This window comes from Georgenia sp. X1117, assembly GCF_057784635.1.
Genome location: NZ_CM173492.1, coordinates 1184889 through 1210197 on the forward strand (window position 1 = coordinate 1184889; position 25309 = coordinate 1210197).

Consider the following 25309-nt stretch of genomic DNA (forward strand, 5'->3'; position numbering starts at 1 on the left):
GAGCGGCGGTCGGCCCTCAGGCGAGGGTCGGACCCGAGGCGGCGGGGCCCGGGCCGGCGGGCCTCAGCAGGCGATGACCTCGACGAGCATCGCGTCGTCGTGCTGCGCGACCGTGCGCACGGCATCGGGCGGGACCGCCGCGGGGTCGGGGTAGCTCCAGCCCAGGATCATGTGCTCGGGGGCGTCGAGGTAGAGGTGGGTGACTCCGAGCCGGTCGAGCTCCGCGCACACCGCCGGGTCGGTGCCGAGCCGCTCGAGCGAGCGCAGGGCCAGCACCGCGGGATTCTCGGGGTCGGGGTACAGCTCGGTCGGCAGGACCCGCCAGCCGGCCAGCGCCGGCGTGAGGACGGCACCGGACGCGGGCGAGCCGAGGACGAGCGCGTCGTCGTCGAGCGTGCCCTCGAGCGACCGGAGCCAGGCGGCCTCGCCGGTGGGGAGCATGACCGGCCGCTCGGGCACCGCCGGGCGCGGGCCCTGCCGGACGGTCTCCGCGGACACGGCCAGGTGCAGCCCACGGGTGGAGATCGCGACGGCGGTGACGACGGCGACCACCCCGGCGCCCGCGGCGAGGCGGGCGGGCAGGGAGCGGGCACTCGCCTGCCGCATCGCGACGGTGGGCCGCCGCGAGGTGGGCCCGCCTCGCCCCGGGCGCCCGGCCGCCCCCGACCGGTACCGGTCGGTCACCGACCCGACGACGGCCACGAGGATCGCGATGAGCGCGGCCCCGCCGGCGCCGGCGATCACCGCCATCGGTGCCACGAGCAGCGCCTCGAGGCGGTCGTAGTCCTTGTACCAGATCGCGGTGAGGTCCCTCAGCGGCCCGTCGGGGCCGGCCGCCAGCACCCGCAGCACGAGCAGGATGGCGGCGAGGCCGAGCATCCACCGCCCCGACGAGGTCTGCACGAGGGCGATCAGCCCGATCGCGGCGAGCGCCGTGAGCACCCAGGCGGGCTCCTGCACGCCGATGAGCGGCGGGACGGGCACGGCGTACTGGACCGTCTCGGTGATCTCGCCGAGCCGGTCGACGGAGATCCGCTCGAAGTCGCCCATCGACGCCAGCTGGGGGACCGTGAGCTGGAGGAACAGGGCCAGGGCTCCCACGAGCAGCGGGAGCGCGAGCACCGCGACGGCGGAGCCGACCCGCTCGGGGAAGGAGCCGCGCCGCACCCCGGTGGCGAGGCGGGCGCACGCCCAGGCGGTGACCGCCACGACGACGACCGCCGGTGCGGACCCGTGCGCGAGGACGGCGCCGAATCCGGCCAGCCCGAGGGCCACCCAACCGGTGGCGGCGCGCGGGTCGTGCAGGCAGCGCAGCCCGAGGACGAGGGTCGGCAGGGTGAGCACGACGGACAGCGCCCAGGGCCACTGCCCGTGGAAGTGCATCGAGTAGTAGGGGAAGGCCGTCGCCGCGCTCGCGACGAGGACCGCGAGCCCGGCCGCGAACGGCAGGCGCGGGGCGGCGGCGCGGGCGAGCAGCGCGACGCCGAGGAAGAAGGCCCAGGCCACGAGGGCCACGACGACGTGCGAGCCGAGCACGGCGTCGCCGGCGGCCGCGGGCAGCGCCGTCAGCCCGTGCCACAGCGAGGGGTAGTACACGCCGTCGGAGCCGGGGAAGAGGGCGTCGAGCCCACCGAGCGGGAACGGCGATCCGTCACCGGCGACGACGAGCGCCGTCGCGGAGTAGTGGAAGACGGCGTCGCGGTGCTCGATGGGCTGACCGATCCCCAGGCCCTCCAGGCCGCGGGAGCTGACCAGGAGCAGCAGGAACAGCGCCGCCACGAGGGCGAGCCCGGTGACCAGCCGGTCGGCCCGCCCCGCGTCGACGTCACCGGGCAGGACCGGGCGGCGCTCCGGACCGCGCTCCGGGCCGCGCGCCGTCGCCTCGGCCCGCCGGGCCACGACCGTCCGGACCACACCGGTACCGACGGCCCCGGCGGTGACCAGGGCGAGCACGGTCGCCATGGCCGGCACCCACGGCAGCCCCAGCGGCGGCACCAGGAGCGTGAGCAGCGCGACGATCCCCGCCGTCAGCGGCAGGGCCGAGGCGAGCAGCGTGAGGCGACGCAGCCCGAGCCAGGCGTGACCGACGGCGAGGCCGGGACCCAGCAGCGCGAGGAGCGCGACGAGGACCGTGCCGGCGCTCTCCCCCAGCGTCGTGCCGCTGGGGTCCAACTACTGCCCGCCGCCGACGGTGATGCGGGGCGTGCCCGCCCATGCGGCCGGGTCGGTCACGGCGCGACCGTCGGCGAGGATGCGGATGCCGGGCAGGTCGGCCGGCGTCAGCGTCTTGTACTCGGCGTGGTCGGCCTGCACGACGGCGGCGTCGACCGCCTCGCCCAGGTGGTAGGCGGTCCAGCCGAAGTCGGCCAGCTCCTCGTCGGTGTACATCGGGTCGTGGACGAGGACCTCGGCGCCGCGGGCACGCAGCTCGGTGACGGTCTCGAACACGCCGGAGAACGCGGTCTCCTTCACGCCGCCGCGGTAGCTCGCACCGAGGACGGCCACCTGTCGGCCCGACAGGTCGCCGAGCATCGACTCGAGGCGGCCGACCACGTAGGCGGGCATCGAGGCGTTGAGCTGGCGGGCGGTGCGCACGATCGTCGCGTCGGCGTCGGTGGACAGGTACAGGCGCGGGTAGACGGGGATGCAGTGCCCGCCGACGGCGATGCCGGGCCGGTGGATGTGGCTGAAGGGCTGGGAGTTGCAGGCGTCGATGACGGTCTGGACGTCGATGCCGACGGTGTCGGCGTAGCGGGCGAACTGGTTGGCCAGGCCGATGTTGACGTCCCGGTAGGTGGTCTCGGCGAGCTTGGCCATCTCGGCGGCCTCCGCGTTGCCCATGTCCCACACGCCGTTGGGGCGCGGCAGGTCGGGGCGCTCGTCGAAGGTGAGGACGGACTCGTAGAACTCGGTGGCCCGGCGCGTCCCCTCGGGGGTCAGGCCACCGACGAGCTTGGGGTACTTGCGCAGGTCGGCGAAGACACGACCGGTGAGCACCCGCTCCGGGCTGAAGACGAGGTGGAAGTCCTCGCCCTCGCGCAGGCCGGAGATCTCCTCGATGAGCGGCTTCCACCGGTTGCGGGTCGTACCGACCGGCAGCGTGGTCTCGTAGGAGATGAGGGTGCCGGGGGTGAGGTGCTCGGCCAGCGAGCGGGTGGCGGAGTCCATCCAGTCGAAGTCGGGCTCCCAGGTGGCGTCGTCGACGAACAGCGGCACGACGAGCACGATCGCGTCGGCGCCGGGGATCGCCTCGGCGTAGTCGGTGGTCGCGCGCAGCCGGCCGGCGGGGACGAGCTCGCTCAGCTTCTCCTGGAGGTGGGCCTCACCGGGGAAGGGCTCGGTGGCGGAGTTGACCGAGTCGACCGTGGCCGCGTTGACGTCGACCCCGATCACCTCGTGCCCGGCGTCCGCGAACTGCACGGCAAGCGGCAGGCCGATCTTTCCCAGGGCGACGACGGCGATGCGCATGTAGATCCTTCCGGGGAGTCACTGGTGGGCGCGGCGGTGGTACGGCCCTGGACATCGTAGGCCGCCCGCGCCGCCCGTCACGGAGGGGCGGGGTGGCCGGACCACGTGCGGGGTCAGCCCCGCCGGTCGAGCGTGGCCAGGTCCTGCGCCACGTGCCGGGCGCGCGCCGCCCAGGTGTGGCCGTGGCGGGCGGAGCGCACGTGCTCGGCGACGGCCGCCACCTCACCGGGGTCGGCGGCGAGCCGGGCGAGCACGGAGGTCAGCGCCTCGCCGTCGTAGGGCACGCTCCAGCCCAGGCCGCCGGCGGCCACCGTCCGGCCGGCGAGGGTGCCGTCGGTGGCCAGCACCGGCTTGCCGTGGCCGAGGTACTCGTAGAGCTTGACCGGGGCGGCGAAGTCCCGGTACTCCGAGGGCTCGACGACGATCGAGCACACGTCGGCGCGGGCGAACAACGGCAGCAGCCCCTCCCCGCGCTCGTGCACGACCTCGACGCGGTCGGTGAGCAGGTCGGCGTACTCCGCGCGGGCTGCCGCCCAGGAGTCCTTCGGCGTGCACAGCAGCAGGTGCGCTTCCGGGACGGCACCGACGGCGCGCACGAGCTCGTGCATCCGGTAGTAGGAGGTGACGTTGCCGACGTAGAGGACCGTGAACGGGCCGGGCACGGTCGGCACGTCGTGGATCGCCCCGCCGGGCGGCAGCGGCGCCATCTGCTCGGGCCGCAGGTGCGGGACCTGGGCCGCGATCTCCGCCGAGGGAACGTAGACGCGGTCGAGGACGCGGCGGTAGGCACGCAGCTCGGCGTGGTAGAGCGTGCGGGTGCCGGCGGCGACGACGCGGTTGACCCGCTCGGTGTACTCCGGGTAGCGCCAGTAGATGTCCCGGTAGAACACGCTCGTCGGTACGCCGTGGCGGCGCAGCAGGCGGGCGAGGCGCAGGTCGACGATCGGGTGCGTGGGCAGGTGGTGGGGCTCGGTGAGGACGGTCGGCATCGTGGACGACTCGCCGTAGGCGAGGTCGACGTGCAGCCCGTCGGCGAGGCGCCTCGCCAGTGCCGCGACCGACCGGGCCCGCTCCGTGCCGTGACCGGTCACCTCGATCACCTCGTAGCCAAGCTCACGGAAGGCGTCGCGCATGCGCACGGGCCGGATCCCCGACCCGGAGGTCGAGCCACCGCCGACCGGGTACGGGGCGTGGAAGACCATCGTGCGCCCGGCGCCCGGCCGGTCGGTGGCCGCGCCGTCCGGCCGGTCCGCGGTCGTGCCGTCCGGCCGGTCGGTGGTCGTGCCGTCCGGCCGGTCCCCTGCCCCGGCGCCCGGTCCCCCGCCCTGCGCCTCGTTCACCGCCGGCCGCCGCGGACCTCGCGGGCCAGAGCGTGCGCGGCGGCGTAGCCCTCGGCGACGGTCGGCACGGAGAACCGGTCCCCGATCGTGGCCGCGACGTCGTCGGCGGTCAGGCCCTCGGTGCGGACGTGCACGTCGATGACGGCTCGGGCGTAGGCGCCCGCGTCCTGGGTGTCGACGAGCGCGCCGACGCGGGGGTCGATGTACTCCCCCTGGCCGCCGGTCGAGCCCACGACGACGGGGCGGCCCGCCACCAGCGCCTCGGCGCAGGAGACGAAGAAGTTGTCCCCGCGGGTGGGCCCGAGGAAGAGGTCGGCGGCGGCGAGCTGCTCGAGCACGCCGTCCCGGTCCAGCGTCCCCGTCAGGTGGATGCGCTCCGCGACCCCGACCTCCTCGGCCCGCTCCCGCACGGCCCCGGTCAGCGGCCCGTCGCCCACGAGGGTGAGGTGGGCGGGGTGCCCGCGCCGGCCGAGCTCGGCGACGACGTCGACGGCGAGCAGCGGGTCCTTGCGCTCGACGAGCCCGCCGACGCTGACGAGCCGCAGCTCGCCGCTCGGTTCGGGCCGGGCCGGCACCTGGTCCAGCGGCGGCACGATGCAGGGCACGACGACGGTGTCCTTCTCCCCGCGGACCGCGCGGATCGGCTCGGCGAGGAACTCGCAGACGGCAGTGACGACGTCGGGGCGGTCGAGGAGCCCCCGCACGAGCGGCAGCACCGCGCGGGTGGGGAAGGTGAGGTTCTCCGGGCTGGTCAGTCCCGAGTAGTGCTCGGTGTGCACCCAGGGGGCCTTCGGCCGGGCGACGGCGAAGGGCAGCAGCGCGGAGATCGCGGTGGTGTGGACGACGTCGGCGTCGTCGAGGATCGCCGGCAGCGCGGCGGCGGCCGCGCCGACCTGGTCGAGCCGGGAGGGGGTCATCGGCAGGCGCAGGACCTTGAGGCCCTCGTGGCGCACGTGCCGGGTGCCGTCGTCCTGGTGGCTGGGCACGAGGTGGACGATGTCGACGGTGTCCCCGCCGGCGGCCATCGCCAGGGCGTCGCGGACGACGAAGGAGCCCGAGCTGGGCGCCAGTTCGGTGGGGAACCAGGTGGTGACCACGACGACTCGCATGGGGCGAAACTACCTGGCCGCGCCGCCGCCCGTCGGACCGGGCGCCGCTACGCTCGGTGACCGTGAAGATCCTCTCCGTCGTCGGTGCCCGCCCGCAGTTCGTCAAGCTCGCCCCGATCGCGCACGAGTGCGCACGGCGGGGCATCGAGCACGTCATCGTGCACACCGGACAGCACTACGACCCGCTGCTGTCCGACGTGTTCTTCTCCGAGCTGGACATTCCCGCCCCGGACGTCCACCTCGGCGTCGGCTCGGGCAGCCACGGCAGGCAGACCGGGGCGATGCTCGCGGCGATGGACGAGGTCCTCACCGAGCACCGCCCGGACTGGGTGCTCGTCTACGGCGACACCAACTCCACCCTGGCCGGGGCGGTCTCGGCGGCCAAGCTGCACGTGCGGATCGCCCACCTCGAGGCGGGCCTGCGCTCGTTCAACCGGGCGATGCCCGAGGAGATCAACCGGGTGCTCACCGACCACGCGGCGGACCTCCTGCTCGCGCCCACCCAGGTCGCGGCCGGCCACCTCGCCGACGAGGGGCTCGCCGGCCGGACCGTCGTCGTCGGCGACGTCATGACCGACGTGCTGCTCGCCACGCGCGAGTCGGTCGGCCAGGACCGGCCGGTCGCCCTGGCCGAGACCGGGCTCGACGACGGCGAGTACTACCTCGCCACGATCCACCGCGCCGAGTCGACCGACGACCCCGAGCGCCTGCGGTCGATCGTCTCCTCGCTGGCCGGTCTCGACGCCCCGGTGCTGCTGCTGGCCCACCCCCGCCTCGTGGCCAAGGCGGAGGCCGCGGGCATCGAGCTGAGCGGCGGGGCCCTGCGCACCCGTACGCCGCTGGGCTACCGGGACCTGGTGGGCGTGGCCGACCGCGCCCGCGGCGTCGTCACCGACTCCGGCGGCCTGCAGAAGGAGGCCTTCCTGCTGCGCACGCCCTGCACGACCGTGCGCACCGAGACCGAGTGGGTCGAGACCGTCGAGCTGGGCTGGAACGTCCTCGTCGAGCCGGGCGAGGCGCTCCTGTCGGCGGCGACCCGGCCGCGCCCGGCCGACACCGACGCCACCCCCTACGGCGACGGCGACGCCGCGGCCCGCGTCCTGGACGCCCTGACCTCCGCGGACTGACCCGCCGCGACCGACACGGCCGGCGCGGACCGGTCGACCGACCGACCGGAGAGAGCCATGACCTACGGAGACGACCCCCTCGACAGCTGGGGCCCCGGCCGTCCCGCGACCGGCGGTCCGCGGCAGCAGGATGCCGCCGGCCAGGGCCCGTACGGGTCGCCCGCGCGGCCGGGCGGGGCCGAGGCCGGGGCGGGGGCCGGCACTGGCGCCGGCACCGGCGCTGGACCGGGAACACCGGGCGGGGACCGCGCCGGCGACGCGCACGTCTCGACCGAGGCCCTGGCCACCCGGCTCGCGGGGATGCGGCGGGCACGCGCGCTGGTGCTCGGCTCGATGGTGGTCGGCGACCTCGTCATCATCGTCCTCGGCCTGACGCTCTTCGAGGCGCCCGTCCGCTGGATCCTCGTGGCGTTCGGCGTGCTGGGGTTCGCCGCCGCCGCCTACCTGTGGAACCTGCAGGGCAAGCCGATCCGCGAGGTCGAGGAGAAGCTGGCCCTGCGCGGCCACCGCCCCGCGACCTGACCCGCGCGCAGTCTGGTCCGCCCCCGTCCCGCCCGCTCGTTCATCGAGAACATGGGTGGTGTCGCGAGAGCATGCCCTCGGTGCATCGTCTCGAGACACGACCCATGTTCTCGGCGGGACAGCAGCTCAGCGCGTAGTGGTGCGGACGCTCAGCGCGCGGTGGGGCGGCCGCTCAGATCGCCAGGGCCAGGCAGGCGGTGGCGAGCACCCCGGCCACGGTCCGCACCGCGTTCCACCGCGACCAGGGTCGTTCGAAGGCGACGCGCGCCGCGCGCAGCTCACCGGGCCCCGCGGTCGGCGCCCGGTCGAGCACCTCGTTGAGCGGGACGTTGCGGGCGAAGGTCACCGCGAGCATCGCCGCGGTGCCGGCGAGCCCGGCGAGCGCCCCGGCTGCGCCCTCGCGTCCGTCGAGCACCGTCGCCGCGGCGCCGGCCACCGTCGCCACCGGCGTCGCCACGAGGACCAGGCCGAACACCGGGTTGCGGATCGCCCGGTTGACATTCCGGAAGGTGTCGACGAAGGCGCCGTCATCCACGCGCGTCAGGCCCGGCAGCACGGCACAGGAGAAGCCGAGGAAGAGCCCGGCCAGCAGCCCGTTGCCCACCGTGGCCGTCACCAGCAGCCCCTCGGCCGCGCGGCCGGCGTCGATCGGCACGCTCATCGCCGGGCCCCGACACCGGCAGCGGTCCCGGCCTCGGCGAGCACCCGTGCGAGGGTGGCCTCGAGCGGCGTCGTCACGCGGATGGTCCGGTCCCCGCGCGGCCCGAGCAGGCCGTCCTCGTCCGCGCGGTAGAGCTCGGCGAGGCTCGCGGCGACGTGCGCGGGGAACCCGGCCCCGGCCAGCGTGGCCTCCCACCCCTCGGCCGGCACGACGGCGACGTGCAGCTCGCGCCCGAGCAGCCCGCCGAGGCACCCCGCCACCTCCCGCTCGGTGTGCTCGGGGCCGAGCACGTCGACCACCTCGCTCGTTCTCCCGGGGGCCAGCAGCAGCTCGGCGGCCACCCGCCCGACGTCGGCGGTGGCCCCCATCGGCAGCGGGCGGTCGGCCGAGGAGGCCAGGACCGGGTAGACGCCGTCGGTGCTCGCCGGTCCCAGGACGTCGGCGACCTTCTCCTGGAAGTGGCCCGAGCGCAGGGTCGTGAGCGTCGTGGCGGACCGCAGGGCCCGCTCGAGCCGGTGCAGGCCGGCGATGGGCCCCGTCCCGGCCTCGAGGTCCGCTCCCCCGGAGGAGAGCATGACGACGTGGGCCACCCCGGCGTCGTCGACGGCACCCGCGACCGAAGCGACGAGGGCGTCGGCGTGGACGTCGAGGTCGTCGGCGGTGAGGTCGAAGGGCAGGAGGACGAACAGACCCTCCGCGCCGCGGCACGCGTCGGCGAGCGCGGACCGGTCGCCGAGGTCGAGCACCCGGGCCTCGGCGCCGCGCGCCTCCCACACGCGCGCGGCGTCCTGCGTCCGGACGAGGACGCGGACCTCGGCTCCGTCCTCGAGCAGCCGACGCGCCGCGGCGCCGCCCACCCGTCCTGTGGCTCCGGCGATGACGTACATGCGCACTCCTCTGCTCCGTCCGTGCCGGTCGATCCGGCGACACCACGACGCTAGAGAGCACGACCTGGCGTTCCCATCCCCGATCGCGCACGTTTCTTGCTCGTTCGTCCGGAGATGGCGTGCGCGCCCGGCGACATGCGCAAGGATCGGTCCATGACCGCCACGCTCCCCTGGGAGCCGAGCGACCGCCTGGCGCGCGCCCTGCAGACCCTGCGGATGCGCGGGATCTTCTACGGGCACTCCGAGCTCGGCGCGCCGTGGGCCCTGCGGATGCCGGAGGTGGCCGACTCGCTCACCTTCCACGTCGTCACCGCGGGGACCTGCACGCTGCGCACCCCCGACGGCGCGGAGGTGCGTCTCGGGCCGGGCGACCTCGCCCTGGTGCCGCACGGCCGCGGCCACGACGTCCTCAGCGGTCCGGGCGCCGGTCGCCCGCAGCCGGTAGAGGAGCTCCCCCAGGAATGGCTGGGCGAGCACTACGCGGTGCTGCGGCACGGCGGCGACGGCGAGCACACCCAGCTCGTCTGCGGGATCGTCGCCTTCGACGAGCCCGCCGCGCGGGAGCTGATGAGCCGGCTGCCGGCCGTCGTCCTGGCCCCCGGGGACTCGACCGCCGTCGGATCCCCGGTGCGCGACACGCTGCGCCTCATGGCCGGCGAGCTCGCCCACCCCCGGCCGGGCGCCGAGGCGGTGGCGACCCGGCTCGCCGACATCCTCGTCGTCCAGGTCCTGCGCGGCTGGCTCACCGACGACGACGCCGCGCGGGACGGCTGGCTGGCCGCCCTCCGCGACGAGCAGGTCGGGCGGACCCTCGACGCGGTCCACGCCGATCCGGGCGCCGACTGGAGCGTCGACCGGCTCGCGGCGACGGCGGCGATGTCGCGGTCGGCCTTCAGCCAGCGCTTCGCGACGCTCGTCGGGGAGACGCCGCACGCCTACCTCACCCGGTGGCGCATGCGCCTGGCCGAGGAGTGGCTCACCGCCGGTGAACGGACCTGCGCGCAGGTGGCGGCCGAGCTCGGCTACCGCTCCGAGGCCGCGTTCAACCGGGCCTTCACCCGCACCGTCGGCCGCTCGCCGGGGCAGGTGCGCCGCTCGGCCCGGACCGGCTGACCGCCGCGCTCCCCTACCGAGCCGCGGGTGGGAGAGGTCCCCGCCCGCGGTCGCCCGGCCCGGCACCGCCCTGCCGCACCATGTCCGGACCGACACCGAGGGGGACGCATGTCGAACCAGCCAGGACCGCAGGATCACGACCGGCGGGTGCCGGGCCCGCCGAGCGGAGGGCCTGGCCGACCAGGTCGGCCCGGACAACCTGGCCAGCCCGGCCACCCAGGCGATCCCGGCCCGCCGCATCAGCCCGGCCCGCGCGTGCGCGTCGCGCTCCGCCGTGACGCGGACTCCCCCGCCCTTCGCCTCATCGCCTACGGGATCGGTGTCCTCGCCGGGCTCGGGATCCTCGGCTACTACGGCTTCCGGCTCATCGAGGCCGTGCAGGACGGCGCCGGCACCTCGCAGATCTTCGCTCCGGCCGCGATGTCCCTGGTAGGCCTGGTGGCGGCCGGGATCTTCGTCGTCGGCATCGTCCAGACCCTGCGGGGCCGCCGCACCGGTGACGACGCCATCGACCTGCTCGTGACCGACGAGGGCGTGGTGGGCCCCGGCGGCCTGTTCGTGTCCCTGCCCGAGATCACCGGCGTGGCCGTGGCGGCGCTCCCCCTGGGCACCGGCGACGACGTCGTCCGACGCCTCATCACCTCCACCCGGCTGCGCTCCCTACGACGACCCGGCAGGAACATGACCGCCCGGGAGTACCGCCGGACGGAGCGGGCGCACGAGCGCGAGGTGCAGGCGCGCACGCCGGTGCTCGTCGCCGTCGAGCTCGCCGACCCCGGCCCGGTGCTCGCCCGGGCGACGACGCCCCGCCAGGGCGGCGCTGTCGTCGTCGGCCCGGGCACACCGCACGTGCGCATCGAGCTCATCGGCTACCCGGGCGAGGAGATCTCGGGGGCCGTCAACGCGCTGGACGCCCTGCTCGGCGAGCGCGGGATCGTCCTCCGCCGCGCCTGAGAACGACGGCGGACCGGCCGCCTCCGGCCCCGTCGCCCACACCCGCTCCCCCGGCCTCTGCGCGCGACGCACCGCGCCCCCGGTGCCGGGTCCTCCCGGCGCCCGGGGGCGCGGTGCGGGTGCCGGGGCGTCGGTGCCCCGGACCCGGTCAGTCGAGCAGCGCCGTCGCCGTCGGCGAGTCGGTCGCCGACAGCGACAGCTCCTCGAACTCGTTGACGCCGTCGAGCTCGGCGCCCATCGAGATGTTGGTGACCCGCTCGAGGATGACCTCCACGACCACGGGCACGCGCGACTCCTCGGCCATCGCCTGCGCCTTGGTGAAGGCGGCCTCGAGGTCGTCGGGGTCCGAGACCCGGATCGCCTTGCAGCCCAGGCCCTCGGCCACCTTGACGTGGTCGACGCCGTAGCCCTCGTGCTCGGAGGAGTTGATGTTCTCGAAGGCGAGGGACACGTGGTAGTCCATGTCGAACGCCCGCTGGGACTGACGGATCAGGCCCAGGTAGGCGTTGTTGACGACGACGTGGACGTAGGGCAGATGGTGCTGCGCCCCGACCGCGAGCTCCTCGAGCATGAACTGGAAGTCGTAGTCGCCTGAGAGCGCGACGACCTTCTTCTCCGGCACACCGGTAGCCACGCCGAGGGCCGCGGGCCCGGTCCAGCCGAGCGGCCCCGCCTGGCCGGCGTTGATCCAGTGCCGCGACCGGTAGGTGTGCAGGAACTGCGCGCCGGCGATCTGCGACAGGCCGATCGTCGTCACGTAGACCGTGTCCCGGTCGAACGCCCGGTTCATCTCCTGGTAGACGCGCTGCGGCTTGATCGGCGTCTCCGGGAAGTTGGTCTTGCGCTGCAGGCTGGACTTGCGCTGCTGCGAGTCGGCGACCCACGCGGAGTAGTCCGGCAGGGTGCCCGCCGCCGCGCGCTCCTTGGCGACCTCGACCGCGGCGGTCAGGAAGGCGCCGGCGTCGGAGGTGACCCCGTAGTCGGGCGCGAAGACGCGACCGATCTGCGTGGGCTCGATGTCGACGTGGACGAAGGTCCGGCCCTCGCGGTAGACGCTCAGCCCGCCGGTGTGCCGGTTGGCCCACCGGTTGCCGATCCCGATGACCGAGTCCGACTCGAGGAAGGTGGCGTTGGCGTACCGGTGCGAGGTCTGGATGCCCGCCATGCCCGAGGACAGCGGGTGGTCGTCGGGGATGGCGCCCCAGCCCATGAGGGTCGAGATGACCGGGACACCGAGGGTCTCGGCGAGCTCGACGAGCTGCTCCTCGGCGCCGGCGTTGATGATCCCACCCCCGGCGACGATGACCGGACGCTCACCGGCGAGCAGCAGGTCGAGCGACTTCTCGACCTGGGCACGGGTCGCGGCGGGCCGCTCGACGGGCAGCGGCTCGTAGGTATCCGGGTCGAACTCGATCTCGGCGAGCTGGACGTCCAGCGGCAGGTCGATGAGCACCGGCCCGGGACGGCCCGAGCGCATGAGCTGGAAGGCCTTGGCGAACACGCCCGGCACCTGCGCGGCCTCGAGGACGGTCTTGGCCATCTTCGTCACCGGCGCGGCGATCGAGGCGATGTCGACCGCCTGGAAGTCCTCCTTGTCGAGCTTGGCCACCGGCGCCTGGCCGGTGATGCACAGGATCGGCACGGAGTCGGCCCAGGCGGCGTACAGCCCGGTGATCATGTCGGTGCCGGCCGGACCGGAGGTGCCGATGCAGACGCCGATGTTGCCCTGCCGGGCACGGGTGTAGCCGTCGGCCATGTGCGAGGCGCCCTCGACGTGACGGGCGAGGACGTGGTGGATGCCGCCGTGACGGCGCATCGCGTCGTAGAACGGGTTGATGGCGGCGCCGGGCAGGCCGAAGGCCTGGGTGGCGGACTCCTTCTCGAGGATGGCCACCGCGGCGTCGACCGCTCTCATCCGAGGCATGGTGTGCTCCTTGTTCCTAAGAGGGGCCTACTTGCGCCCGGACAGGCCGGCGATCGAGCGGAACAGACCCGAGTGGTCGAGGGTGCCGTCACCGGCGGCGCGGGCGCTGGCCATGAGCTGGGCGACCAGGGCGCCCACCGGGGCGACGACGCCCTCCTCACGGGCGGCGGAGGTGAAGATGCCGAGGTCCTTGTGGTGCAGGTCGATGCGGAAGCCCGGGGCGAACTCGCGGCCGAGGATCTTCTCCGCCTTCTGGTTGAGCACCGCCGAGCCGGCGAGCCCGCCGCCGAGCACCTCGATCGCGGCCTGGGTGTCGACGCCGTAGGCCTCGAGGAAGACGACGGCCTCGGCGAGCAGGGCGATGTTGCCCGCGACGATGAGCTGGTTGGCGGCCTTGACGGTCTGGCCCGAGCCGGTGGGGCCGACGTGCACGACGGTCTTGCCGACGACGTCGAGGTAGGGCTTGGCCGCCTCGAAGTCCTCGTCCGAGCCGCCGACCATGATCGACAGCGCCGCGTTCTTCGCGCCGGCCTCGCCGCCGGAGACGGGGGCGTCGATCAGGCGGACGCCGGCCTCGCGGGCCTGCTCGCCCAGCTCGACGGTGACGTCGGGGCGGATCGAGGAGAAGTCGATGACGAGGGTGCCGGGCTCGATGGCGTCGAACACGCCGCCCTCGCCGGTGAGGACGTCGACGACGTCGGGCGAGTCGGGAACCATGACGGCGACGACGTCGGCGCCGCGCGCGGCCTCGGCTGCGGAGCTCGCGGCGGTGCCGCCGGCCTCGACCAGCGGGGCGGTCTTGTCCGGGGTGCGGTTGTAGCCCACGACGTCGTGGCCCGCGTTCTGGAGGTGGACGGCCATCGGGCTGCCCATGATGCCGAGGCCGATGAAGGCGATGGTGCTCATGTCTCCCCTTCCTTGGGGTGGTGGTGGGTCGGTCAGGCGCCGCGCTGCTCGCGGGGCAGCCAGGCGAACGGGTCGGCGTCGGCGGTCTTGTACTCCAGGCCGACCGGGCCGGTGTAGCCGGTGGCGCGGATGTCCTGGATCCACCGCTCGATGGGCAGGTCGCCGGAGCCGGGGGCGCCGCGGCCCGGGGCGTCGGCGATCTGGACGTGGGCGACGCGGTCGGCGTACGCGGCCAGGTCGGCGTCGACGTCGGCGCCGTTGACGGCCAGGTGGTAGACGTCGAGCAGGAGCCCGAGGTTGGTCGCGCCGTGCTCCTCGCGCACGCGGTCGAGCACGCCGACGACGTCCGCGGAGGTCCGCAGCGGGTAGGCGTCGGCGCCGGAGACCGGCTCGAGGAGGACGGTGCCGCCGATGCGGTCCACGGCCTGGGCGGCCAGGGCGAGGTTCTCCGCGCCGAGGTCGTCCTGGGCCTGCGGGTCCGCACCCTCGACCCGGTTGCCGTACAGCGCGTTGAAGGCGCGGCAGCCGGTGCGCTCGCCGATGGCGGTGACGACGTCGAGGTTGGCGCGCAGCTCGGCGGAGCGCTCGGGCCAGGAGATGAGGCCGCGGTCCCCGCCGGGCATGTCGCCGGCGTTGAAGTTGAGGCCGGTCAGCTGCACGCCGGCCGTGTCGAGCGCCGTCACGAGGGCGTCGATCTCGCCCTCGTCGGGCGTGGAGGTCCCGAAGGGCCACCACAGCTCGACGCCGGCGAACCCGGCGGCGCGCGCGGCGGCGGGCCGCTCGAGGAGCGGGAGGTCGGTGAGCAGGATCGAGCAGTTCACGGTGTACGGGACGTTGCCGGCCATACCCTCTCTTTTCCGCTAGGTGGATATCTACTTCCTGATGTTGGAAACGCTAGCAGCGGCCGAGGGGCGCGGTCAACGGTGAGGCGCGGTCAACGGGTCGACGCGGTCGACGTCGGCTCCGCGTGCTCCTCGGCCGCGAGCCCCGCGGCGATCTCGGCGACGGCCTGGCGCAGCAGCGGCACGGCGCGCTCGCCGAAGGCGTCGTCGACCCGCGAGGTGGGGCCGGAGACGGAGATCCCCGTGCGGACCGGGTCGCCGGGCACCGCCAGGGCGTAGCACCGCACGCCGATCTCCTGCTCCTCGTCGTCGATGGCGAAGCCCTGCGCGCGCACGACGTCGAGGCGGTCGACGAGCTCGGCGATGGTGCCTGCCGAGCGCGGGGTGGGCCGGGCGAGGGTGGCCGGGACGAGGCGTTCGACCTCGGCGTCGGACATCGTCGCCAGGATCGCCTTGCCCACCCCGGTCGCGTAGGCGAAGGCGCGTCGGCCGACCTCGGTGAACATGCGCATCGACCGGGTGGACTGGACCTGCCCGACGTAGACGATCATCTGGCCGTCGAGGCTGGCCATGTTCGCCGACTCCCCGAGCTCGTCGGCGAGCCGCTGCAGCACCGGCAGCCCGGTGACGCCCAGCTGACCCGAGGCGCTGTCCCCGAGCCGGATGAGGCGGGGGCCGAGCGCGTAGCTGCGGTCGGGCATCTGCCGCACGTACCCCGGGCCGACCATCGTGCGCAGGAGCCGGTGGATGGTCGGCAGCGGGAGGTCGACCTCCGAGGAGAGCTGGCTCAGCGTGATCTGCCCACCCGCGGACGCGATGATCTCCAGCACGCGGAACGCACGCTCGACGGACTGCACGCCGCCCGCACCGCCGGCCATCGCCGGATCAGCCCCGTCGGGTCGCCGGCCGTCCGGCCAGCGCGTCGACGTCGCCCGCCGGGGCACCGACGGCGGACTCGACCTCGGCGGTGGAGATCGCCCCGCAGTCCAGCCCGCGCGCGAGGAACCATGCCAGGGCGCGCGCGGTGGCCGGCTCGTCCATCACCGCACCCTCGACCTGCCCCAGGTAGGCACGCAGCCGCTGCGCGGCCGGGGCGAACCCCTCGCGGTAGTAGGCGTAGGTGACCGCGAACCGGCCCGGCAGGTGCCCGGGGTGCATGTCCCAGCCCTGGTGGTAGCCGCGCTCGAGCGAGCGCCGCACGAGCCGGCCGTGCAGGGCCCAGGCCTGGTGGACCTGGGCGCGCTCGCCCACCGGCAGCACGTTGGTCGAGCCGTCCGAGAGGCGCACGCCCGTGCCGGCCGCGGCCAGCTGCATGACGGCCTTGGCGTGGTCGGCCGCGGGGTGCTCCATCGACTGGTAGCGGGCGGCGATGCCCAGCGAGGCGGAGTAGTCGTAGGTGCCGTAGTGCAGCCCCGTCACCCGGCCGTCGCCCGCGTGGATCATCGGCGCGACGGTGGCCACGCCGTCGGGGCCGAGCACGGCCTGCGGGGTCTCGACCTGGATCTCGAAGCGCAGCCGGCCGGGCGCCAGGCCGAGCTGGTCCTCCAGCCGCCCGCACACGAGGACCATCGCCTCGACCTGCTCGACCGAGGTCACCTTCGGCAGCGTGACGACGAATCCCTCGGGCAGGTCCCCGTCCTCGGCCAGCGTGGACACGACGAGGTCGAGCGTGCGCAGGCCGCGGGCCCGGGTGGCGCGCTCGAGGCACTTGAAGCGGATCCCGCTGAAGGGCGGGGCGACGCCGTCGGCGATCTCGGCGCGCAGCGCGCGGGCCGCGGCGAGGGCGTCATCGTCCTCGGCGTCGCCGTGGTCGCCGTAGCCGTCCTCGAGGTCGATGCGCAGGTCCTCGACGGGCTCGGTGGCGAGCTTGGCCTCGACGAGCGCGCCCACCTCGGCGCGCAGGTCCTCGGGGACGCCGACGGACTCCAGCAGGGCGTCCGTGCCGCCGTTGTCCGCGAGGAGCTCGAGCGCCTGGGCGCCCCAGTCGCGCGTGAGGCCGGCCCGGTAGCGGTGGGCCGGCACGTACACGGTGTGCACGGGCTGGCGGGTCCCGTCGTCGCCCGGGTAGAGGCTCTCGAGGCGCCGGTCGGCGTCGGCGAGCAGCTCCTCGACGGCGGCGTAGGTCCCCTCGCCGAGCGCCGGGCTCGGCGCCGCTCCTCGCTCCGCTCGCTGTGCGGGGGTGCTGCTCTCAGGGCCTGGGCTGGTCATGCCGTCGCTCCGTTCGTGCGTCTGGTCGGTGGTGGAAGGTCTGTCCGGGGGCGGTGCCGCGGACCGCCGATCCGTGCCACTGTTCCGGCATGTGGAAGGATGGGCCCGGCGACTCGCCGAGCACGGGACGTGCCGACACCTCGGCGGCCGCCGGCGACGAAGGAGACACGATGGCCAACACCTCGGGCGTGCAGTCCGTCGATCGCGCGATCGACCTGCTCGAGCTGCTCACCGACCTCGGCGGCGACGCCGCCCTCAGCGAGCTGGCGGCGGCCTCCGAGCTGCCCCTGCCGACGATCCACCGGCTCATGCGCACGATGGTCTCGCGCGGCTACGCCCGCCAGCTGGAGTCGCGCCGCTACACCCTGGGACCGCGGCTCATCCGGCTCGGGGAGAGCGCCGGCCGCCAGCTCGGTGCCGGGGCCCGCCCCCACCTCGAGCAGCTGGCCCGCGAGCTCGGCGAGTCCGCGAACCTGGCGATGATCGACCGGGACATGGCGGTCTACGTCGCCCAGGCCTCCTCCACGCACTCGATGCGCATGTTCACCGAGGTGGGCCGGCGCGTGTACTGCCACTGCACGGGCGTGGGCAAGATGGTGCTCTCCCAGCTGCCCGACCAGACCGTGCGCGAGATCGTCGACCGGGTGGGCATGCCGGGGCTCACCGACCGGTCGATCACCGACGTCGAGGCGCTGCTCGCCGAGCTGGACCGCATCCGGGAGCGGGGCTACTCGGTCGACGACGGCGAGCAGGAGATCGGCGTGCGCTGCTTCGCGGTGACCGTCCCCGGCGCGCCCACACCGACCGCGCTGTCCGTGTCCGGCCCCGCGGCCCGGGTGACCTACGAGTTCGGCGAGAAGGCCGTGCCGGCGCTGCTCCGCTCGGCGCAGACCGTGTCCACCGCTCTCATGCCGACGGCCTGAGGAGGGCGCACGATGACCGACGAGGACCTGCCACCCGCGCTCGCCGCGATCGCCCGGGACCTCGCCTCGCTGCCGGCCGAGGAGCGCGTCCAGCTGCTCGTCGAGCTCGGCGACGAGCTGCCCGACCCGCCCGAGCGGCTGCGCGTCGAGCCCGGCCTGCTCGAGGCGGTGCGCGAGTGCCAGTCCCCGATCTACGTCCGCGCCGAGGTCGGGCCGTCGGGCGGCGGCTCCCCGACGCCCGACGGCGCGGCAGGCTCCGCCGTCGACGGCTCGGCCGTCGACGTCGTGCACCTGCACGTGTCCGCGCCGCCGCAGGCACCGGTGACGCGCGGTTTCGCGGGCCTGCTGCACGCCGGTGTCGACGGACGACCCGTCGACGAGGTGCTCGACCTGCCCGCCGACCTGCCCGCCCGGCTCTCGCTCGAGGGCATCGTCAGCCCGCTGCGGCTGCGCGGCATGGCCGGGCTGCTGGCCCGCGTGCAGCGCCAGGTGGCCGAGGCGACCGGGCGCTGACCGGCCGCGGGCCGGGCGCCCTGGTGTATGGGGAGCCCGGCCCGTGGTCCGGGCGGCGCCGGCGTCCGTCAACGCTCGGGCGTGCCGGTCGGCGCGTCGGAGGGCTTGTCGGACCCGGACCACCACGTGCCGGGCCGTCCCATCGTTGGCGGCACGGCGTCGGCGTCCCGGTACCGGTCGGTCTCGGTGTCGAGCGCCGCCGCGGAGCCGGACCTGCGCCCGTGGCCGGCGCGGCTGCGCACGGCCCGCTCCGTCGTGGCGCGCGCCGTGTGCTCGGCGCGCCGCCGCTCGTCGAGCTGCGCGAAGTAGGCGGAGCGACGGTCCTGGACCTCCTCCGCGACCTGGGCCCGGGCGGACGCACCCGCGGTGAACACCGAGGGATCCTTCGACCGGCCCCACCGGATCTCGTTGAAGAACAGGTTGAGGACGACGGCGACGATCGCGGCGGCGCTGATGCCCGAGTGGAAGATCATGCCCACCCAGGTGGGGAAGTCGTCGTAGAAGTTCGGCATCGCGATCGGGATCACGCCGAAGGCGAGCGCGGTCGCGACGAGGGTGAGGTTGAGGTTGCCGTCGTACTTCACCTTGGACAGCGTGCGGATCCCGGAGACCGCGACCGAGCCGAAGAGGACGATCCCGGCGCCGCCGAGCACGGGGTTGGGGATGGCGGCGACGACGCGCCCCAGGAGCGGCACGAGTCCGAACAGGACGAGCACGCCACCGCCTGCGGCCACGGCGAAGCGGCTCTTGATGCCGGTGATCGCCACGAGGCCGACGTTCTGGGAGAACGTCGTCACCGGGAAGGTGTTGAGGGCGGGTGCGACGACGGTCGTGATCATGTCCGAGCGCAGGCCGTCACCGACCCGGCGCGCATCGGCCTTGGTGTCGATGATCTCGCCGACGGCGAGGATGTCCGCCACGGTCTCGGTCATCGCGATGAAGATGACCACGGTCATCGAGATGATGGCGCCGACCTCGAAGGTGGGCATACCGAAGTGGAAGGGCGAGGGCAGGGCGACGACGTCACCCTCCGTGACGGCCGAGAAGTCCACCATCCCGATCGCGGCCGCGAAGGCCGTGCCGACGACGAGCCCGAGCAGGATCGACAGCCGCGAGATCGTCCCGGACGCGAAGCGGCTGAGCAGGAGGATGACGAGCAGGGTGAACATGGCCAGGCCGATGTTGCCCGCCGACCCCCAGTCCGGCTCGGTGTCCGAGGAACCCATCATCCAGCCGGCGGCGACGGGGAACAGCGAGACCCCGATGGTCGTGATGATCGTGCCGGTGACCACCGGTGGGAAGAATCGCACCACCTGGGAGAAGAACGGTGAGACGGCCAGTCCGATCGCGCCGGCGACCAGCACCGAGCCGAAGATGGACGTGATGCTCCCACCGCCGGAGACCACCGCCACCATGGTCGACACGGAGACGAAGGAGATCCCCTGGACGACGGGCAGCTGGGAGCCGAACCACGGCAGGCCCAGGGTCTGCAGCAGCGTGCCCAGCCCGCTGACGAGCAGACCCGCGGAGATGAGGATCCCCTGGTCGACCGCGCTGAGCCCGGCGGCCTGGCCCACGATGATCGGCGGCGCGATGATCCCGCCCAGCATGGTCAGCACGTGCTGGAGGCCGTACAGGACGGTGCGCCCGGCCGGGTAGCGCTCGTCCTCGGGCCGCCGGCCGACGGGGAGGGCGTCAGTCTCGCTCGTACTCATGCTCCCGGGCTCCTTTGCTCAGGTGGTGGGGACGTGGGAGGTGGTCGGGGTCAGCAGAAGCCGGCCGAGGTGGCCCAGGCGCGGGGCTCGGGCGCGAGGCCCTCGCGGCGCACCTCGGCCTCGATGAGGCCGTAGGGGCGGTCGGCCGCGTAGAAGACCTCGCCCGGGTTGTCGAGCCCGTACTGGTCGAGGTCGACGAGGAAGTGGTGCAGGTTCGGCATCGAGAAGCGGAACTCGGCGATCTCCGGGTGCGCCTCGAGCGCGCGCCTGCCCATCTCGAACAGGGTCTGCTGCAGGGCGAGCGAGTGCACGTCGGCGAAGGTCTCCAGCAGGATCCGGCGCACGTCGTCGTAGACGGAGTTGAAGTCGATGCCGGTGTTGAGGTAGCGCCACTTCGCCGTCACCGAGGTGGCCAGCACACGGTCGTCGGTCTCGACGAGCGAGGTGAACCGGTCACGCGGGAAGCCGTGGAACTCCGAGCCGGTGGACTTGAGGACCGCGAGGTCCTCCAGGCCGGCGATGACGAAGGTGTCCGCGCCGTCGCGCTGGACGAGCGCGGTGCGGGTCTCGATGCCCGACCGGACGAACGAGTGGTTGTGCTCCCCCTCGGAGGAGTTGTTCGCCAGCGTGGTGGGGATGTGCTCCCAGACGTACTCCTTGACCTCCCAGCGGCCGCCGGTGACCCAGTCGAAGCTGCCGGTGAAGTGGTCGGCGAGACGCAGGGCGAAGCCCTCGGGCGAGCCGATGCCGTCGCGCGCGAGGCCGTAGACCGTGTTCTTCTGCGTGTCCGTCGCGACCACGGGGCTGTTGTCACCCTCGGTGTGCGCCACGGTGAAGTCGCCGCGCAGCTGCGAGGTGACGTTGAGGTCGGTGATGCAGTGACGCGCCTCGTCGCGGTCGACCTTGACGAGCCGGACCTCGGCCTTGCCGTACTGGTTCTCGCCCAGGACGATGCCGCTCGTGGCGCTGGTGGTGTTCTCGGTCATGCCCACTCCCTCGGTGGTCGCTGCCCGTCCGGCCTGGCCCTCGCGATCTCGCACCCGCCTGCCGAGCTGGGGTGCGGGTCGGGGCCTCCGACCGCCTGACATCGTTGTCTTTTTCAGGTAGTGGAAGGACATCTCCACTATGCGACAGAAATCTACGGTCGCCGGTCGAGGGCTGTCAAGCGTTGGGCACTACGGTGGCCACCGCGGCGCGCCGGCATCGTCGACGCCGCCGAACGCGCCGCACCGCGCATCCCGCATCCCGCACGGAGGGACCCACCATGGCACGACCGCCCGAGCCGGCCCAGGCGCCCGTCGAGACTCCCCTGACCCCGTCCGACGTCGAGCTGCTCCGCCGCGCGATCGACCTCTCCCACCAGGCTCGCGCCGGCGGCGCCCACCCCTTCGCCGCGCTGGTGACCACCGCCGACGGCACCGTCGTCGCCGAGGCCGTCAACGGCTCCGTCGGCGACGACGGCGATCCCACGCGGCACGCCGAGCTGGTCGCGGTCGCGACCGCGGCACGCGCGCTCGATCCGGACGCCCGGGCCGGCTCGACCCTCTGGACGAGCGCGGAGCCGTGCGCGATGTGCGCCGGCGCGGCCTACTGGTGCGGGATCGACCGGGTGGTGTACGCGCTGAGCGAGACGCGCCTGCTCTCCCTGACCGGCGCCCACCCGGAGAACCCCACGCTCGACCTGCCCTGCCGCGAGGTGTTCGCCCGGGGCCAGCGCGACGTCGTCGTGCTCGGCCCGCACCTGGAGGACGAGGCGGCGCAGGCGCACGAGGGCTTCTGGACGTAGCCACACCCGCGCACCACCCCCACCGGATTTCCGTTCGATGAAACTTTTCTTCCGAATCTCTTGCGCACCGCCCGCCGCGGCGCTAACGTCCCTGTGCACCGAGGTCGTTGTTCCCGGCATGGATAACCATCGGCCCCGGGCAGGACCCCAACCGTGCCTCGTCAGCAGCCGACCCTTCGGGCTGCATCGAGGAGCAGACGGCGATGACGCCACCGCAGGCCTCCGCGCCCCGCACCACCACACCGGCGGAGCAGTCATGACCATCTACCGCGCCCGGGTGCTCGACACCCCCGGTGACCCGACCGCCGTCGACCGCCCGGTCGAGCTCCGCTCCGACGAGGACTGCGCCCTCGTCGTCGAGGCCGGCAGGATCCTCGCCCGCACCGACCTGGCCACGGCGCGCGCCGAGCACCCCGACCACGAGGTCGTCGACCTCACCGACGGCGTCCTGCTGCCCGGCATGGTCGACACCCACGTCCACCTCCCCCAGATCCGCGTCATCGGCGGCCTCGGGATGCCGCTGCTGGACTGGCTCGAGCGGTGCGCGCTGCCCGAGGAGGCCCGCCTCGCCGACGACACCTACGCGAGCAGCGTGGCCCGCGACTTCGTCGACGGGCTCGTGAGCGCCGGCACGACCACCGCGCTCGTCTTCGGCTCGCACTTCCCCGGTGCGGTCGACGCCCTGTTCGAGCAGGCCGCCGCCACCGGGATCCGCGTCACCTCCGGCCTGGTGGTCTCCGACCGGGTCCTGCGCGAGGACCTGCTGACCTCCCCCGACGCGGCGCTGGCCGCGGGCCGCGAGCTCGCCGCCCGGTGGCACGGCCACGGCCGGCTGCGCTACGCGGTGACCCCGCGTTTCGCCCTCTCGACGACGGACGAGATGCTCGCCGCCTGCGGCGAGCTCCTCGGCAGCGCCGACGACCTGTGGTTCACCACCCACGTCAACGAGAACCCCCAGGAGATCGCGGACGTCGCGGACCTGTTCCCGCACGCGCGCCACTACGTCGACACCTACGACCGGCACGGGCTCGTCACCCCCCGCTCCGTCTTCGCCCACAACGTCCACCCCTCCGAGCACGGCCTGTCGGTGCTGGCCGGCGCCGGGTCCACCGTCTCGCACTGCCCCACCTCCAACGCCTCGCTCGGCAGCGGTCTGTTCCCCCTGCGCGAGCACCTCGAGGCGGGCGTGCGGGTGGCGCTGGGCTCCGACGTCGGCGCCGGCAACGGCTTCTGCCTGATGAAGGAGGGACTGCAGGCCTACTTCACCCAGCAGCTGCGCCCGGGGGGCCTGGGCCTGACCGCGCCGGACCTCCTGCACCTGGCCACCCGGTCCGGCGCGACGGCGCTCGAGCTCGACGACGAGGTCGGGGACCTGTCCGTCGGCAAGCAGTTCGACGCCGTCCTGCTGCGCCCGGCGCCGCGGAGCACGCTGCGCACGGCGCTCGACCACGCCATGGACGCGAGCGACGCCCTGGCGAAGATCTTCAGCCTCGGCACACCCGCCGACATCGACACCGTCTGGGTCGGCGGCGACGCCGTCGGCCCGGCCGCCCGGCCGTGACCCGGCACCGACCCCGACCCTGATCCATCACCGCACCCGACCCGCACCCGATCCCACGACAGAGCCGTCCCGGACGATCCGGTCCGCGACCCCCTGCAGTCCTCAGAGCGACGAAGCCCATGGAGGCCAGCATGAACCCCAGCAAGGACGACAAGCGCAGGCGCGGTACCCGTGCCGTCACCGGCGACCACGCGGCCGCCCAGGCGCCGGCCGGGCCCGGCGCGGACGAGGTGGGCGCCGCCGACGGCGCCACCGGCGCCGAGCAGCCCGCCGCGGCCACCAGGCCCGGCCGCCCGGTGAGCGACGCACCGCCGAAGGGACCGTTCGACCGGTTCTTCGGCATCACCCGGATGGGGAGCACCGTCCCGCGCGAGCTGCGCGCGGGCCTGGTCACCTTCCTCACGATGAGCTACATCCTGTTCATCAACCCTCAGGTGCTCGGCGTCGCGATCGACGTGCCGAACTCCCAGGTGCAGATCCTCATGACGACGGCGATCTCCGCCACCGTGGGCTGCCTCCTCATGGGGCTCATCGCCCGCTACCCCTTCGCCCAGGCCCCGGGCATGGGCCTCAACGCGTTCTTCTCCTACACGGTCGTCCTCGGCATGGGCGTGGAGTGGCAGACCGCCCTGGGCGCCGTGTTCATCTCCGGCGTGCTGTTCGTCGTCCTCAGCGTCGCCGGCGCCCGCAAGGCGATCGTCATGGCGATCCCGATGAGCCTCAAGCTCGCCATCATGGCCGGGATCGGCTGCTTCCTCGCCTTCCTCGGCCTGCGCAACGCGGGTCTGGTCGTCACCGACGAGGCCACCCTGGTCACCCTCGGCAGCCTCTCCGAGCCGGGCGCCTGGCTCGCCGTCGTCGGGCTCATCGTCACCGCCGTGCTGCTCCAGCTCAAGGTGCGTGGCGCGCTGCTGTGGGGCCTGCTGGCCACCTCGCTGCTGGCCATCGTCACCCGCTCGGAGGTGTACGCCGGTGCGGACGGCGCCATGGAGGCCTTCGGCGGGTTCTCCGACGGCATCGTCGCCATGCCGGTGTGGCCCGCGGACCTGGTCGGTCAGCTGGACATCGGCGGCGCCATCGGCATCGGCCTCTTCAGCGTCGTCTTCACGTTCTTCTTCGTCGACTTCTTCGACGCTACCGGCACCCTGACGGGCCTGGCGCAGAAGGCCGGCTACCTCGACGAGCGCGGCGACATGCCCCGCGCGAAGACCACCTTCTCGATGGACGGCGTCGCCTCGATGTTCGGTGCCTTCATGGGCACCTCGACGGTCAGCGCGTACGTCGAGAGCGCCTCGGGCATCCAGGACGGCGGTCGCACCGGGCTGACCTCGACCTTCACCGGCGTCCTCTTCGCCGCCTCGATGTTCCTGTGGCCCCTGGCCGGAGCCATCCCCGGGGCCGCGACCGCCCCGGTCCTCATCCTCGTGGGCGCGATGATGATGGACGGGATCCGGCACATCGACTGGGACGAGATCGCCGAGGGTGTGCCCTCGTTCCTCACCATCATCGTCATGCCGCTGACCTTCTCCATCGCCAACGGCGTGAGCATCGGCGTCATCAGCTACTGCGCGATCAAGATCCTCACCGGCAAGTTCCAGCTCAACCAGATCGTCCTGTACATCGTCGCCGCGCTCCTGGCGGTCCGGTACATCTTCTTCGTCGTCTGAGCACGTCGAAGGACCATCCGGCTCCCGAACCGCCGCATGACCCCGCCCGACGGCGCCGGTCGCCCGCCGATCCTCCCGGCGGG

22 protein-coding genes are annotated in these 25309 nt (G+C 73.9%); 9 read left to right on the plus strand and 13 right to left on the minus strand.

All coding sequences use genetic code 11. The features are described 5' to 3' along the window. Positions 1-63 precede the first annotated feature (63 nt). The 4 genes from AC3D3D_RS05285 to AC3D3D_RS05300 form a co-directional block, all read right to left on the minus strand. Positions 64-2172 carry a DUF6541 family protein gene (locus AC3D3D_RS05285; RefSeq protein ID WP_463661203.1) on the minus strand — a complete coding sequence of 703 codons (2109 nt, stop codon included), beginning with the start codon at positions 2170-2172 and terminating at the stop codon, positions 64-66. Beyond that, positions 2173-3468 (minus strand): nucleotide sugar dehydrogenase, encoded by a 1296-nt coding sequence (locus AC3D3D_RS05290; protein WP_463661202.1) that lies wholly within the window; start codon positions 3466-3468, stop codon positions 2173-2175. A gap of 113 nt (positions 3469-3581) precedes the next feature. Then, positions 3582-4808, minus strand: coding sequence for a glycosyltransferase (locus AC3D3D_RS05295; protein WP_463661201.1), 1227 nt, complete (start codon positions 4806-4808; stop codon positions 3582-3584). Beyond that, on the minus strand, positions 4805-5917 hold the full coding sequence (locus tag AC3D3D_RS05300) for a glycosyltransferase family 4 protein (RefSeq protein WP_463661200.1): 1113 nt from the start codon (positions 5915-5917) through the stop codon (positions 4805-4807). The genes AC3D3D_RS05295 and AC3D3D_RS05300 overlap by 4 nt, the downstream gene beginning before the upstream one ends. A gap of 62 nt (positions 5918-5979) precedes the next feature. Between AC3D3D_RS05300 and wecB the strand changes: the two genes are divergently transcribed. Then, on the plus strand, positions 5980-7044 hold the full coding sequence (wecB, locus tag AC3D3D_RS05305) for a non-hydrolyzing UDP-N-acetylglucosamine 2-epimerase (protein ID WP_463661199.1): 1065 nt from the start codon (positions 5980-5982) through the stop codon (positions 7042-7044). Positions 7045-7101: 57 nt separating this feature from the next. Continuing rightward, positions 7102-7566, plus strand: a complete 465-nt coding sequence (locus AC3D3D_RS05310; RefSeq protein ID WP_463661198.1) for a hypothetical protein — start codon at positions 7102-7104, stop codon at positions 7564-7566. Positions 7567-7738: 172 nt separating this feature from the next. Here AC3D3D_RS05310 and AC3D3D_RS05315 read toward each other — a convergent pair whose 3' ends face one another. After that, positions 7739-8227: an anthrone oxygenase family protein gene (locus AC3D3D_RS05315; protein ID WP_463661197.1), complete on the minus strand. Its 489-nt coding sequence runs from the start codon at positions 8225-8227 to the stop codon at positions 7739-7741. Then, complete coding sequence (locus AC3D3D_RS05320; RefSeq protein WP_463661196.1) at positions 8224-9114, minus strand: NmrA family NAD(P)-binding protein; 891 nt, start codon at positions 9112-9114, stop codon at positions 8224-8226. Before AC3D3D_RS05320 ends, AC3D3D_RS05315 begins: the two co-directional genes overlap by 4 nt. 153 nt (positions 9115-9267) lie before the next feature. Here AC3D3D_RS05320 and AC3D3D_RS05325 point away from each other — a divergent pair, with 153 nt between their 5' ends. Both AC3D3D_RS05325 and AC3D3D_RS05330 read left to right on the plus strand, forming a co-directional pair. After that, complete coding sequence (locus AC3D3D_RS05325) at positions 9268-10227, plus strand: AraC family transcriptional regulator (protein ID WP_463661195.1); 960 nt, start codon at positions 9268-9270, stop codon at positions 10225-10227. A 255-nt stretch (positions 10228-10482) separates the two neighbouring features. After that, complete coding sequence (locus AC3D3D_RS05330; protein WP_463661194.1) at positions 10483-11181, plus strand: hypothetical protein; 699 nt, start codon at positions 10483-10485, stop codon at positions 11179-11181. 148 nt (positions 11182-11329) lie between these two features. Here the strand turns inward: AC3D3D_RS05330 and gcl are convergent, their stop codons facing one another. The 5 genes from gcl to AC3D3D_RS05355 all read right to left on the minus strand — a co-directional run bounded on the left by gcl (position 11330) and on the right by AC3D3D_RS05355 (position 17061). Then, positions 11330-13105 (minus strand): glyoxylate carboligase, encoded by a 1776-nt coding sequence (gene gcl, locus AC3D3D_RS05335; RefSeq protein ID WP_463661193.1) that lies wholly within the window; start codon positions 13103-13105, stop codon positions 11330-11332. Positions 13106-13132: 27 nt separating this feature from the next. Next, positions 13133-14011 carry a 2-hydroxy-3-oxopropionate reductase gene (locus AC3D3D_RS05340; protein WP_463661192.1) on the minus strand — a complete coding sequence of 293 codons (879 nt, stop codon included), beginning with the start codon at positions 14009-14011 and terminating at the stop codon, positions 13133-13135. Between the two features lie 32 nt (positions 14012-14043). Next, the gene (locus tag AC3D3D_RS05345; protein ID WP_463661191.1) at positions 14044-14856 is read right to left on the minus strand and encodes a hydroxypyruvate isomerase family protein; all 813 of its coding nucleotides are present in this window, start codon (positions 14854-14856) and stop codon (positions 14044-14046) included. A gap of 89 nt (positions 14857-14945) precedes the next feature. Then, positions 14946-15731 carry an IclR family transcriptional regulator gene (locus tag AC3D3D_RS05350; protein ID WP_463661190.1) on the minus strand — a complete coding sequence of 262 codons (786 nt, stop codon included), beginning with the start codon at positions 15729-15731 and terminating at the stop codon, positions 14946-14948. Positions 15732-15738: 7 nt separating this feature from the next. Next, positions 15739-17061: a DUF6986 family protein gene (locus AC3D3D_RS05355; RefSeq protein WP_463661189.1), complete on the minus strand. Its 1323-nt coding sequence runs from the start codon at positions 17059-17061 to the stop codon at positions 15739-15741. A gap of 170 nt (positions 17062-17231) precedes the next feature. Between AC3D3D_RS05355 and AC3D3D_RS05360 the strand changes: the two genes are divergently transcribed. Both AC3D3D_RS05360 and AC3D3D_RS05365 read left to right on the plus strand, forming a co-directional pair. Beyond that, positions 17232-17984: an IclR family transcriptional regulator gene (locus tag AC3D3D_RS05360; RefSeq protein WP_463661188.1), complete on the plus strand. Its 753-nt coding sequence runs from the start codon at positions 17232-17234 to the stop codon at positions 17982-17984. A gap of 12 nt (positions 17985-17996) precedes the next feature. Then, positions 17997-18497, plus strand: a complete 501-nt coding sequence (locus AC3D3D_RS05365) for a SufE family protein (RefSeq protein ID WP_463661187.1) — start codon at positions 17997-17999, stop codon at positions 18495-18497. A 68-nt stretch (positions 18498-18565) separates the two neighbouring features. Here AC3D3D_RS05365 and AC3D3D_RS05370 read toward each other — a convergent pair whose 3' ends face one another. Both AC3D3D_RS05370 and pucL read right to left on the minus strand, forming a co-directional pair. Further along, positions 18566-20212: a nucleobase:cation symporter-2 family protein gene (locus AC3D3D_RS05370; RefSeq protein ID WP_463661186.1), complete on the minus strand. Its 1647-nt coding sequence runs from the start codon at positions 20210-20212 to the stop codon at positions 18566-18568. Between the two features lie 50 nt (positions 20213-20262). Next, positions 20263-21198: a factor-independent urate hydroxylase gene (pucL, locus tag AC3D3D_RS05375; protein WP_463661185.1), complete on the minus strand. Its 936-nt coding sequence runs from the start codon at positions 21196-21198 to the stop codon at positions 20263-20265. 278 nt (positions 21199-21476) lie between these two features. On the opposite strand from pucL, the gene AC3D3D_RS05380 reads away from it, so the two are divergent. The 3 genes from AC3D3D_RS05380 (at position 21477) to AC3D3D_RS05390 (ending at position 25226) form a co-directional block, all read left to right on the plus strand. Beyond that, positions 21477-21998, plus strand: coding sequence for a nucleoside deaminase (locus AC3D3D_RS05380; protein WP_463661184.1), 522 nt, complete (start codon positions 21477-21479; stop codon positions 21996-21998). 256 nt (positions 21999-22254) lie between these two features. Continuing rightward, entirely contained in the window at positions 22255-23559 is a 1305-nt protein-coding gene (gene guaD, locus AC3D3D_RS05385; RefSeq protein ID WP_463661183.1) for a guanine deaminase, read from the plus strand. Positions 23560-23909: 350 nt separating this feature from the next. Beyond that, a complete protein-coding gene (locus AC3D3D_RS05390; RefSeq protein ID WP_463661352.1) occupies positions 23910-25226 on the plus strand; it encodes an NCS2 family permease in 1317 nt (438 codons plus the stop codon). The last annotated feature ends 83 nt before the right edge of the window (positions 25227-25309 follow it).